At 74.9% G+C, this 12229-nt stretch carries 10 protein-coding genes; 1 reads left to right on the top strand and 9 read right to left on the bottom strand.

The genetic code is table 11. The features are described from left to right. Positions 1-172: 172 nt before the first annotated feature. The 8 genes from DEIGR_RS17050 to DEIGR_RS17015 are packed head-to-tail and all read right to left on the bottom strand — an operon-like array spanning position 173 to position 8422. A complete protein-coding gene (locus DEIGR_RS17050) occupies positions 173-1096 on the bottom strand; it encodes a diguanylate cyclase (RefSeq protein ID WP_153013897.1) in 924 nt (307 codons plus the stop codon). Beyond that, positions 1093-1989 (bottom strand): Hpt domain-containing protein, encoded by an 897-nt coding sequence (locus DEIGR_RS17045; protein WP_058979301.1) that lies wholly within the window; start codon positions 1987-1989, stop codon positions 1093-1095. Before DEIGR_RS17045 ends, DEIGR_RS17050 begins: the two co-directional genes overlap by 4 nt. Then, positions 1986-2927, bottom strand: a complete 942-nt coding sequence (locus DEIGR_RS17040; protein ID WP_058979299.1) for a chemotaxis protein CheB — start codon at positions 2925-2927, stop codon at positions 1986-1988. The genes DEIGR_RS17045 and DEIGR_RS17040 overlap by 4 nt, the downstream gene beginning before the upstream one ends. After that, positions 2924-4711, bottom strand: coding sequence for a hybrid sensor histidine kinase/response regulator (locus DEIGR_RS17035; RefSeq protein WP_058979297.1), 1788 nt, complete (start codon positions 4709-4711; stop codon positions 2924-2926). The genes DEIGR_RS17040 and DEIGR_RS17035 overlap by 4 nt, the downstream gene beginning before the upstream one ends. Continuing rightward, complete coding sequence (locus tag DEIGR_RS17030) at positions 4689-6488, bottom strand: methyl-accepting chemotaxis protein (protein ID WP_153013896.1); 1800 nt, start codon at positions 6486-6488, stop codon at positions 4689-4691. The genes DEIGR_RS17035 and DEIGR_RS17030 overlap by 23 nt, the downstream gene beginning before the upstream one ends. Before the next feature lie 55 nt (positions 6489-6543). Then, positions 6544-7029: a chemotaxis protein CheW gene (locus DEIGR_RS17025; RefSeq protein WP_058979292.1), complete on the bottom strand. Its 486-nt coding sequence runs from the start codon at positions 7027-7029 to the stop codon at positions 6544-6546. Continuing rightward, positions 7026-8084: a CheR family methyltransferase gene (locus DEIGR_RS17020; RefSeq protein WP_058979290.1), complete on the bottom strand. Its 1059-nt coding sequence runs from the start codon at positions 8082-8084 to the stop codon at positions 7026-7028. The genes DEIGR_RS17025 and DEIGR_RS17020 overlap by 4 nt, the downstream gene beginning before the upstream one ends. Further along, positions 8081-8422: a chemotaxis protein CheW gene (locus DEIGR_RS17015; protein ID WP_058979288.1), complete on the bottom strand. Its 342-nt coding sequence runs from the start codon at positions 8420-8422 to the stop codon at positions 8081-8083. Before DEIGR_RS17015 ends, DEIGR_RS17020 begins: the two co-directional genes overlap by 4 nt. 162 nt (positions 8423-8584) lie before the next feature. On the opposite strand from DEIGR_RS17015, the gene DEIGR_RS17010 reads away from it, so the two are divergent. Next, positions 8585-10909 (top strand): beta strand repeat-containing protein, encoded by a 2325-nt coding sequence (locus DEIGR_RS17010; protein ID WP_058979286.1) that lies wholly within the window; start codon positions 8585-8587, stop codon positions 10907-10909. A gap of 154 nt (positions 10910-11063) precedes the next feature. Here DEIGR_RS17010 and DEIGR_RS17005 read toward each other — a convergent pair whose 3' ends face one another. Further along, entirely contained in the window at positions 11064-12203 is a 1140-nt protein-coding gene (locus DEIGR_RS17005) for a GGDEF domain-containing protein (protein ID WP_058979284.1), read from the bottom strand. Positions 12204-12229: the final 26 nt, after the last annotated feature.

Genomic DNA, 12229 nt, shown 5'->3' with positions numbered 1-12229 from the left:
TTCCGTTTGTTTCGCCAACAATCCGGAACTTCACCGGATTGCCGGCTCCACGTCCGGAACCCGTTGTTCTCCTTCTCGCCTCCGCTCGGACCCAGCGGGCTTTGCAGCCCATTCAATCGGAGTCCGTATGACCTGGGCAGGCAGAGGCTGCGGCGGTCTCATCTGAATGCGGTCAGTGGGCCTCGGCGGTGGTGTTGCGGCCCTGGGCCTTGGCGCGGTACAGCGCGGCGTCGGCGGCGCCCTTCAGGTCGGCGGCGGCCGTGCTGGCCAGCCCCAGGCTGAGGGTCACGCGGCCCAGCGGGTGGTCCGGGTGCGGGATGGCGACCTCTTCCAGCGCAGCGTGGATGCGTCCGGCGACCTCCTGCGCGCCGCGCAGGTCGGTGTCGAGGAGCAGCAGGGCGAATTCCTCGCCGCCGTAGCGGGCCGCGAGGTCGGTGCGGCGGTGGCAGCTGCGCTGGAGGACGGCCGCGACCTGCTGCAGGCACGCGTCCCCGGCGGGATGGCCGAGGGCGTCGTTGAAGCGTTTGAAGTGGTCGATGTCGGCCATGATCAGCGTCGAGGGCATGCGGCTGCGCTGCGCCAGGGCCAGCGCCTGCGCGTACTGCTGGTCGAACGCGCGGCGGTTGGCGAGGCCGGTCAGGGCGTCGGTGAGGGACAGCTGCTCGAGCTGGACGTTCGCGGCCGCCAGGTCGCGTTCGCGGTCCTTGGCGGCGCGCAGCGCGCGGGTCAGGCGGGCGGCGTTCAGGGTCCGGGCGCGCAGGACGTTGTCATGGGCGGGTTTCGTGACGTAGTCGTTCGCGCCGGCCGCGAAGGCGTCGTCGAGCCGCTCGGTTTCCTGGGTGCTGGTGACCATGATCACGCTCAGGTCCGCCAGGTGCGGGTGGGCACGCAGGTCCCGCAGGAAGCTCAGGCCGTCGCGTTCAGGCATCTCCAGGTCGAGCAGCACGACGTCCATGTCGCACTGGCCGCTGTGGAATCCCAGGAGGTCGCGGGCGCCCTGCAGGTCGCCCGGGGCGTGCACGGCGCCGATCGGGGTGAGGGTGCGGGTCAGGATGGCGCGGATCAGAGCGCTGTCGTCGATGACGAGAATGTTCATGGGGCGTCCGAGGTGGGGCGCTGCGCCGGGGTCCACTGACCGGGCAGGGAGGTGAGGGGAGTGTCGTGCGCCGGGCGGGCGCTGGCGGGCAGGCCGCGCGCGCGGGCGTCGGCGCGCGCCTGCGGGTCCTCGCTCAGGACGTGCAGGGACGCGGCGGGCCACCCGGCGGGCAGCGCGCCGGGCAGCAGGGCGGCGGAGATCAGGACCAGGGCGGCGTGGAGCGGGGGGGGAACGTGGTCGAAGGTGTGGGTGTCGTACCCCAGCGCGCGCAGGTGCCGGGCGAGCACGTCGCGGCTGAGGGCACTGACGTCGATGACGACCGCGACCGGCAGGGCAGTCGGCGCGGGACCGGCCTGGGCGGGCAAGGTCTGGGCGGGAACAGTGTGGGCAGGCCGGGTGTGGGCGGGCGGGGATTGAAGGGGCGGGGCAGTCGCGGCCGTGCCGGGGTCCGGCGGGTCAGGGGTGAGCGGTCCGGGTCCGGCCCGGCCGGTGGGCGGCGCGGGCGTCACCGCGAGGTGCAGGAGGTCGCGCAGGGTGCGGGTGACCGCCTCGTCGTCCGGGTGGGGGGGCGCGCCGGGCATCAGGTCGTCCAGCTGGCGGATCAGGCGGTCGCGCGCGCCGAACGCGGCGCTCAGCCAGCCGGGCGGATGGGGTCGGCCCGCGCGCAGGTGCGCGAGCAGGTCCTCGAAGGCGCTCATGAGCTGCCCGGTGCCGCGCAGGTCGAGCATGGCGGCGCCGCCCTTGATGGAGTGCGCCGCCTGGAACGCCGCGCGGATGGCGGGCCCGTCGTGCGCGTCGTCCTCCAGGCGGTGCAGGGCCGCGTCGAGCGCGTCGAGCTGCGTGCGGGCCTCCTCCGCGAAGAGCGGCACGAAGTCGTGCGGGGCGTCGGTCACGCGTGCCGCTCCAGGAAGGCCCGCAGGCCGCGCGGGTCGGCCAGCACGCTGGGGCGCACGCGCGCCAGGGCCTGCGCGGGCATGGAGGGCACGGTGGCGCTGTCCGGGTCCTGCACGGCGGTGCGGGCCCCCGCGGCGTGCAGCGCAGCCAGTCCGGCGGCGCCGTCGTCGCCCATCCCGCTGAGCAGCACGGCGTTCAGCGGGCCGCGCCAGGTCAGGCCGGACTGGAACAGCCGGTCGATGGACGGCAGGTACTCGCGGCCCGGCTGGCCGGGGTGGACGCGCAGCGTGTCGCCGCTGAGCGTGACGTGCGTGCCGGACACGACGGTGATCGTGCCGGGCCGCAGCGGCTCGCCAGGCGCGGGGTTCAGGACCGGGGCGGACGTGAGCGTCCCGAGCCACTGCGTGAGGTTGTCACTGAAGCCCTCCGAGAGATGCTGGGCGATCACGACGGCGCCGCGGGGCCGCAGACCGCTCAGGAGGTCCTGCAGCGCGCGCGGGCCGCCGGTACTCGCGCCGATCAGCGTCAGCGGCGTGACGGTCAGCAACGTGGCTGGCAGTGGGGTGCCTGTCAGGTGCGAGGTCGTCGGGGCCGCGTCCACCGGCGCCCCCGGACGGTCGCCCGGACCCGGGCCGCCGTTCGGGGCGGCGGGGCGGCCCAGCAGCGGCAGGGCGGCCTCCAGGGTGGGCACCTGCCGCACGCCGGGCGGCGCGTGACCCCCGGCGACGATCATGCGGGTCCGCAGGGGCCTGAGCTGCTCGCGCAGGTCGGCCCAGTCGAGGTCCGGGGCGGGGTCCACGAGCAGCAGGGTCGCGGCGGGCGGCGCGCGGCGCAGTTCGGTCAGCGCGGCCGCCACGGACGTGCACAGGCGGCGCGGGCTGGGCAGCGTGCGGGCGCGGCCCAGTTCGGCCGGGGCGAGCAGCACCACGAGCGTCACAGCAGCCGCCTCAGGGTGGCCACGAGCGCCGCCTCGTCGAAGTCGCCCTTGACGAGGTACGCGTCCGCACCGGCCTCCGCGCCGCGCTCGCGGTCCTCCGGGTGCCCGAGGGACGTGAGGAGCACGACCGGCAGGTGCTGCAGCTGCGGGTGCGCGCGCACCTGCCGGGTCAGGTCCAGGCCGCCCAGCTGCGGCATCTCCACGTCGGTGAGCAGCAGGTCCGGCGCGGCGCGCTGCGCGGCCTCCCAGGCCAGGGCGCCGTTCTCCACGGCCGTCACGTCGACGCCCGCGCCGGTCAGGATCCCGCGCAGCAGCTGCCGTGTGACGGCGGTGTCCTCGGCCAGCAGCACGCGGGGCGCGCGCGGCGGCGCGTCCGGCACGCGGCTCGTGGCCGCCGGGCGCAGGGCGCGGACGTTCAGGACCGGCACGATCTGCCCGTCGGGCAGCTGCGCGGCGCCCTCCAGGTGCGGGGCGCCCGCCAGCGGGAACGCCAGCGGCTTGATGACGAGTTCCTCCTCGCCGATCAGGGCGTCCACGAGCAGCGCCAGGCTCGCCTCGCCCTGCCGGACGAGCAGGTACGCGCCGTCCCGCGCGGGGCCGAGGTTCAGTGCGGCCGCCAGGGACGCGGCGGGCACGACCCGCTCGCCGATCCGCACGGCCGGGCGGCCCTCGTGCGGCTGGACCCGGGCGCGCCCGGCGCGGTCCACCCAGCGCACCGGGACGCCCAGCAGCTGCCCGGCGACGCGCACCACCGCCACGCGGGTGGTGGCCAGCGTCAGGGGGAACTGCACGGTGACGGTCGTGCCCTGCGGGCCGCTGCGCAGCGTGACGTCGCCGCCCAGCGCGCGGGCCTGCGTGCGCACCACGTCCAGGCCCACGCCGCGACCGGAGAGGTCCGTGACCTCCTGGCGGGAACTGAAGCCGGGCGTGAACAGCAGCTCGGTCAGTTCCGCCTCGGCGGCCGGGTCACCCGGTTCGTGGGGGCGGCCGGCGGCGCGGGCGACCTCGGCGTAGTTCACGCCGGGCCCGTCGTCGCGGACGGTGACCGTGACCTGCCCGGCGGCGCTGAACGCGGACAGGGTGACGGTGCCGGTGTCGTCAACGCCGCGCGCCGCGCGCGCCCCGGGCGGGTCGATGCCGTGATCGACGGCGTTGCGGATCAGGTGCAGCAGCGGGCTGCGCAGGCGGTCCATGGCGTGCCGGTCGAGTTCGGCGTCGGCCGCGTCGACGTGCAGCCGCGCGCGTTTTCCGGCCTGCCGGGCAGCGTCGCGCGCGGCCCGCTCGAAGGACTGCAGGAACGGCCGGGCCGGTTCGAGCCGCGCGGCGAGCACCTCCCGAGCGAGGTCGTCGGTGAGGGTCGCGAGGGCCTGCTGGGCGGCGCGCACGGCGCGCCACGCGCCGCGTTCGCCGCTGCGGGCGCGGCCCAGCCGCTCGTTCAGTTGCAGCCGGGCGCTCGTGAGTTCCCCGGCCAGCGCGAGCAGCGCGTCGAGTTTGCGGACGTCCACCCGGACGGTCGCGGGCGGCTCCGGGCTGACCGGCGCGTCGGTCAGCAGGCCCAGTCGGCGCAGTTCGTCGCGCAGGGCGTCCGGGGTGGCCGTGGCGGCGGCCGCCTGCGCGGCGCGCAGGGCGGCGCGCAGGCCCTCGTCCCCGGCGGTGGCGGCGGCCGCGTGCAGGGAGTGCAGCGCGCGGGCCGCGGCCGGGCCGCCCGCCCCCAGGTCCGGCTGGGCGGCGCGCAGCTCGGCGCGCAGCGCCCGGGCGAGGTCAGGTGCGGTAGCGTCCGGCATGCCCGTTCAGGTCGGTCACGAGGTCCTGGAGGCGCCGGGCGACCTGCTGGTTGTCCTGCGTGACATTCAGGTGCTGCGCGGTCGCCTCGTTGATGTCGTTCATGGCGACCGCGATCTGCTCCATGCTCAGGGCGTGCTGCTCGACCGCCTCGGCGATCTGTGAGGCCATGCGGGCCGCGTCGTCGTTCACGCGGGCGAGTTCCTCGATGGTCTGCCCGGCCCGGTCGATCAGGGTGGTGCCCACCTGCGCCTGCTTGCTGCCCTCCTCGGTGGCGAGCACGGCGGCGTTCGTGGCCTGCTGCGCGTCCTCGAGGGTGCGGCGGATCTGCCCGGCGGCCTCCTTGGACTGCTCGGCCAGCGTGCGGATCTCCTGCGCGACGACCGCGAAGCCCCGCCCGTGCTCCCCGGCGCGGTTCGCCTCGATGGCGGCGTTCAGGGCGAGCAGGTTCGACTGGTCGGCGAGTTCACTGACGGTCTCGACGATCTCGCTGATCTGCCGCGAGTGCCGCGAGAGGTGCAGCATGTTCTGCGCGATGTCATCCACGCGGCCCTGCAGGGCGTGCATGCCCTGCCCGGCGTCGCGGGTGGCCTGCACGCCCTGCTCGGCCACGACCCGCGCGGCGTCCGCCTGCCGGGACACGCGCCCGGCGAGGTCCACGGCGTGCCGGCTGGTCGTGCGGACCTCCTCGACCGCGGCGGTGGTCTCGGCGATCGCGGCGGACTGCTGGTGGACGCTGGTGCTCTGCTGGGCGGTGGCCGCCACGAGGCTCTGGCTGGCGAGGTTCAGCTGGGCGCTGGCGTCCTGGCTCTGCAGGGCGAAGGCGCGCAGCTGGGCGATCATGTCGCGCAGCGCCCCGCCGAGCGCGTCGCGGTCCGAGCGCAGCGGGACGTCCTGCGCGAGATTGCCGCCCGCGACCGCCAGCGCGGCGGCCGCCGTCTCCTGCGCGTGCCGGTTGAGGTTCTGCACGGCGAGACTCAGCGTGTCGTCCGGGTGGCGCAGCGGGAAGGGCGGCTGCGGCTCCCCGCGGCTGAGGAGGTCCATGGTCTGCACGAGGCGTCGCTTGTGCGCCACGAGGCGGCCCAGGGCGCGCAGCATGCGGCCCACCTCGTCGCGGCTGCGGGTCTCGGGCACGTCGTCGAGGTACCCGTCGGCGAGGCGGCCCACCGAGCGTTCCACCGCCTCGACGGCGTGCACGAGCCGCCGCACGATCCACCACGCGGCCAGCACGGCCAGCAGCCCCCCGATCAGGCCGGTCAGCAGCACCGTCTCGTGGGCGCGCCTGAGGTCCGCGGCCAGCCCGGCCTGCTGGGCGCCCAGCGTGGCCTCCTGCGCGTCCAGGTAACTGTTCACGGACCGGCTGAACTGCTGCCGGGCCGGTTCGAAGTTCCGTTCGAAGCGCCGCAGGGTCTGCGCGCGCGGCGCGGACGCGTCCAGGATGGCGCTCAGTTCCCGGTCGAACGCCGCCCAGTCCTGCCGCACGGCGGTCAGGCGGGCGCTGTCGGGCAGCGCCGAGAGTTCCTTCAGGGCGTCACTGCGGGCGTCCTGCATGTCCAGCCACGCGCCGCCCGGCACGAGCAGCTGCTCGGCACTCAGGAGGGTCACGCGGTTCGCGGCGGCGCGCAGGTTGGTCAGGGTCCGCGCCTGGATCAGGCCACGGTTCAGGTCGGCGCTCGTGAGGGCCGCGCGGTCCAGCGCGCGAACGGAGATGACCCCCGTGAGCAGCAGGGGCAGCAGCAGCAGCAGCAGGACACCGGTGAGTTTCAGGCGGATGGGCATGGGCACTCCAGCAGGATGGGCAGGGGGCGAGGGTCGCGCGGGCGGGCGGCAGGGGTCAGGGATCCGGCGGCCGGGCCGGCCACGCGGCCGGCAGGTGCCGCACGAGGGCCTCCAGGTCCAGGCAGGCCAGCCCGTCGGCGGTGCGGCCACGCACGCCGGGCGTGCCGAAGGTCGCCGGGAAGCCCGCGTCCCCCACCCACACCAGTTCGCCGACCGCGTCCACGAGCACCCCGCACGGTTCAGGCTGCGTGGCGGCCAGCAGCACCCGCGCCAGCGGCCCGGGCGACCCGCCCGCCTGACCGGTCAGGAGCGCGTCGGCCCGCACGACCCCCACCAGACTGCCGCGGACCGGCTGCACGCCCGCCACGTGCGGGGCGCCCAGCGGCAGCGGCGTGAAGGCCGCCGGCAGCACCGCCCGCAGCTGCCGCAGCGGCGCCGCGAACGTCTCCCCGCGGACGGTCACGAGCACGGCGTCCACGGCAGGCCGCTGGGCGCGGGGCGGGGCGGCCAGTTCGGCGGCGCGCGCCTCGAGCCGGTTCACGCGTCACCCCCGGCGTCCCGCACGGCGCGCTGCACCTGCGCCGACTGCGCGCGCAGGTGAGCGGTCTCCCACGACTCGCCGCGCCCGCCCAGCTGCGCCTCGGCGGCCCGCAGGCTCGCCGCGGCCCGCGCGGGCTGACCGGCGCGCAGGAACGCCCGCGCCAGATCCAGCTGCGCCTGCGGGTCGTGCGGGGACACGAAGGCCCGCTGACGTGCCTGCGCGAGATCCGGCTCGGCGGACGGTTCCGGCGGTGTAACGGGCCGGGACGCGGGCAGGACCGGCGGCGGGGCGGGAACGCGGGCGGGCAGTGGGTGGGGGGCGCGGCGCAGCAGCACCGTGCCCCCCACCCGCACCTGCTCGAGCGTCTCCGTGACCGGCGGGCGCGGGTCGCTCGGCGCGAGGAGCAGCAGCCCGCCGGGCGCCAGGGCGCCGATCAGGTGCTCGCAGGCCTGCTGCGCCGCGCCGGGCGTGAAGTAGATCAGCACGTTCCGGCAGGAGATCACGTCGAAGCCCGCCTCCGGCGCGGGCCGCAGCAGGTTGTGTACGCCGAACCGCGCGCGGGCCCGCACGTCCGGCTTCACGCGCACCTGCGGGCCGTCCGGCGCGAACACCCGCGCCACCCGGTCCGGCGGCGCGTCCCGCAGGGCCCGCTGCGTATACACGCCGCCCGCGGCGACCGCGACCGCGTCCGGGTTCAGGTCGGTGCCCAGCGCCCGCGCGTCCACACCGGCCCGCAGGCACGCGCCGAGCAGCGCGTAGACCTCCTCGCCGGTCGAGCAGCCGGCACTCCAGACCCGCGCGGGGCGCCCCAGGGCGCGCAGGGCCAGCGCGGCCGCGTCGAGCTGCTCACCGAACCGGTGGAACCACGTCTCCCCCACCGTGAACGCGGCCGCCACCTCCGCCGCGACGTCCGCGCGGGCCCCCGCCGCCTGCCGCAGGCCCGCCAGGGACCCGTGCGGATCCGCCAGCCGCTGCAGCCGCGCCCCGGCGAGCCGCTCGAGCGGTTCGTTCCAGCGCAGTCCGGCCGTGCGCTCGAGCAGATCGTCGAACTTCACCACAGCACGCTCACCACCTGCCCGTCCAGGACCGCCGGGTGGTCCGGCGTGACCGGCAGGATCGGACCGGCCTCGTCCACCCACCACGCCGCGCGGTCCGGCGTGCGGACGACCACCAGCCGCTGTGACGCGTCCGGCGGGGCGGGCGGCTGCCCCCAGTCTGGGCGGGGGTCGAGGACGGGCAGCGTCTCGCCGCGCAGGTGCACGCGGGGCGGTCCGGGCGGCAGGTGCACCATGGGGTACAGGCGCTCGACGTGGTCCAGTGGCAGCAGGAACCGCGCCTGACCCACCCGTAGCAGCAGGGCCTGGGGTGCCGGGGTCGCGGCGGGTGGGGTCACGTGCTCAGCTTACCTGCCGCGCCGCCCGGTGAGGGACGAAAATCTCCCATGTGGTCCGGCGCGCGGGCGATCCGGTGTCGCTGTGGGGCGCGGCGTGCAGGCGACCACCGTATGCCATGTGAGATTTCTGGCATACGCGACCCGGTACGCTCATGATCAAGTATGAACATGGTGATCCCCGGGTCAGTCCGCGCCGCAGTCCAGCTGCTGGCGACGCTGCTGGCGGTGTGGGGCCTGTGCGGGCACGCGGCGGGCCAGACCACCTTCAGTTCCCGCTACGCGAACACCGCCACGAACGGCGACATCGTCCTGATCGGCAACGTGAACTACTACTGCACGACCGCCGCACCCGCGACCACAGCGCAGATCACCGCCTGCAACACCGCCCGCAGCGGCGGCACCGCCACGAACAACGGCGTGTACATGCTGCCCACGGATACCGACACCGACGCGGCCACCTCGAACTCCAGCTCGGCCACGCTGAACGTCGGCACGGGCAGCAGCGTCCTGTTCGCCGGGCTGTACTGGAGCGGCATCAGCTCCAGCGCAGCGAACCGCGCCGCCGTGCGGCTGGCGACCCCCGCGACCGGCACCAGCGTCGCCCTGACCGCCAGCCGCACGTCCGTGATCGGCAGCAACTACCAGTCGTTCGTGGACGTCACTGCCCTCGTGCAGGCCGGCGGGAACGGCACGTACACCGTCGGGAACGTCGCCAGCTCTGCCGGTTCCGGCAGCTGGGCCGGGTGGTCGCTGGTCGTCGCGTACCGCAACACCAGCCTGCCCACCCGCAACCTCGCGGTGTTCGACGGGTTCCTGCAGGCCAGCGACCCGCTGGCACCACTGGACATCAGCGTGAGCGGCTTCATCACCCCCAGCGTCGGCGCGGTCAGGAGCACCATCGGCGTGGTCGCGTGGGACGGCGACCGCGGCTCGCAGGAGGGCGCGGCGGCAAACCCGCAGGGCAGCCTGCGTTTCGGGCCGAACACCACCAGCCTCAGTACCGTCTCGAACACCGTCAACTCCGTCAACGACGTGTTCAACTCGACGATCTCGGCCACGACCGGCGTCGCCGGGGGCGGCGCGAACGTCACGGCCGGGCAGACGCCCGCCTTCACGAACACCCTGGGCGTGGACATCGACACCTTCACGCCGAACACCGCCCTCCCGAACGGCAGCACCTCCGCCGTGGTGCGCGTCGTCGGGACGAGCAGCGACGTGATCTTCCCCGGCGTCGTCACCCTGGCCACCGAGATCTTCGTGCCGAACATCAAAGACGCCCTCACGAAGAGCGTCACGGACCTCAACGGCGGCTCCCTGATCCCCGGCGATACCCTCGAGTACGAACTGGTCATCAGGAACCAGGGGAACGACGGGGCGCTGAACGTCACCCTGACCGACCCGCTGCCCCCCGGCACGACCTTCGTTCCCGGCTCGCTGGTCGTGACGGGCGCCAACGCTGGCGCGAAGACCGACGCGGGCGGGGACGACCAGGCCGAGTACGCCGCCGCGACCCGCACCGTCACGTTCCGCATAGGGACCGGCGCGACCGCCCTGAGCGGCGGGACCGTCCTGCCCGGCGAGGAGAGCCGCGTGCGCTTCCGCGTGACGGTGAACGCGGGCACCGCGGGCGGCACCGTGATCAGCAACACGGGCACCGTCACGTACCGGCAGCAGACGCTGGGAACCACGGTCAGTGACACCAGCGACAGCGACCCCGTCGCGGCGGGTGACCAGCCGGCCCTGATCACCGTCGCCGGCCCGGACCTGAGCGTCGACAAGTTCCACTTCGGGTCCTTCCAGGCCGGAGCGAACGGCACGTTCACGCTGCGGGTCAGCAACGCGGGTCCCGCCCCCACGACCGGGCAGACCGTGACGCTCAGCGACACGCTGCCCGCCGGGATGAGCGCCGTGGCCGTGTCCGGACCCGGGTGGACCTGCACCCTCAGCCCCCTGAGCTGCACCCGCAGTGACGCCCTGGCCGCCGGGAGCAGCTACCCGGACGTGCAACTGACCGTCACGAGCGGCGCCGGGACGTTCACGAACTCGGCGTCCGTCAGTGGCGGCGGCGAGGCCAGCGCCCAGACCGGGAACAACAGCGACACCGACACGGTGACCGTCGCCGCCAACCTCCCGCCCAGCGTGACGCTCACGAAGACCGTGCGCAACGTCACGCGCGGCGGCAGCGCGGGGACCTCCAGCGTGGCGCAGCCGGGCGAGATCCTCGAATACTGCATCTCGTACCTGAACAGCGGCGGCGCCGCGACGAACTTCGTCCTGACCGACAACGCGCCCGCCACGACCACCCCCCGCACCGGCGCGTACGGCGCGGGCCTGGGCGTGCAGTTCACGCGGTCCGGCGTGACCCTGCTGACCAGCGCCAACGACGCGGACTCCGGCAGCCTCGTCGGGCAGCTCCTGACGGTGCGGGTCGGGAACGTTCCCGCCGGGGACAGCGGCGCGGCCTGTTTCCAGGTGCAGGTCCGCTGACCCCGGTCGGACCTGGCGTCAGGCGTGCCACAGCAGCGTTCAGGTTCCTTGAAGGTCAACGGCACAGCCATCAGCTCTGCGGAAGATGTGGACGGCCTCGCCCTCCGCTCGTGTCAGGTGTGCCGAGGGCCTCCCTGGCGTCTGAACGTCGCGGTCAGCGCTGGAGTTCCTGCTCGCGCGGTTCGACCGGCCGGTCACCTGACCCGCGCGCGGCCCCGGTGGACGGCGCGGCCGACTGGCCCGCGATGCGCACGCCGTTGCGCCCCGCGCCCTTGACGGTGTACAGCGCCTCGTCGGCGTCCCACAGGGTCCGGGTGCGGGACCACAGGCCGAAGGTCGCGCCGCCCACCGACACGGTCACCGGCGGTCCCTGCACCCCGGCCGCCTGGACAGGCGGCAGCTCGGCGACGGTGCGGGCCATGCGCCGCGCGACGCGGTCCACCTCGGACGGGGGGACGCGGCGCAGGATCACGGCGAATTCCTCGCCGCCGTAGCGGTACGCGCGGTCCCGGCCGCGCAGTTCGGCCGTGAGGGCCTGCCCGACGGCGCGCAGCACGGCGTCCCCGACCGGGTGGCCGTACTCGTCGTTCACGCGTTTGAAGTGATCGAGGTCAATGAGGAGCAGGGCGTCGCCGGGCTGCGTGAACGGCAGGTCCAGTTCGAACTGGCGGCGGTTCGCGAGGCCGGTCAGGGCGTCCTGGTGCGCCTCGGCGCGGTAGCGGGTGGTGCTCTGGATCAGCGCGACGCGGGACGTGAGCATGGTCGCGGTGATCAGGAAGCCCACGGCGTGCATGACGAGCACCGTCGGGTACGCCGCGAGCCACTCGAGGACGTGACCGGGCTGCGGGAACGTGACGGGCAGGAACAGCAGCAGCGCCACCCAGCCGTGCCGGTGCAGGGAGCCGCTGACGTCGCTCAGGTCGAGCAGGTGCCGCGCGCGGACGGTCAGGGCGGTGACGCTCAGCAGGGACAGGGTGGCGCTGAGCAGCGCCGGGGGGCCGTCGAGCGCGGCGAGGAGCGTGACGGGCAGGCCGGTGCTCAGGCCGCCGGACCAGCCGTAGCGCAGCGCCATCAGGACGACCGGCACGAGCGCGAGGCTGACGCGGCCCCCGTCGCCGGGCGTGGCGAGCAGGAACAGCGCGGCGGCCATCAGGGCCGTCAACGCCAGTCGCGTCCAGCGCAGCGTCCGTCCCGGCGGTGGGGGCCAGTCGCGGTACGTGAGGCTCAGGACGAACGACAGCGTCACGAGCACGCACAGGTTCACGAACAGGTTGGGCAGCGCCGCAGAGATCAAGGGAACTCCTGTCAGTGACCGGGCAG

It is taken from the genome of Deinococcus grandis (genome assembly GCF_001485435.1).
GTDB lineage: Bacteria > Deinococcota > Deinococci > Deinococcales > Deinococcaceae > Deinococcus > Deinococcus grandis.
The sequence above is the reverse complement of the archived record's forward strand: the minus strand, read 5'-3'. Positions and strand labels throughout refer to the sequence as shown.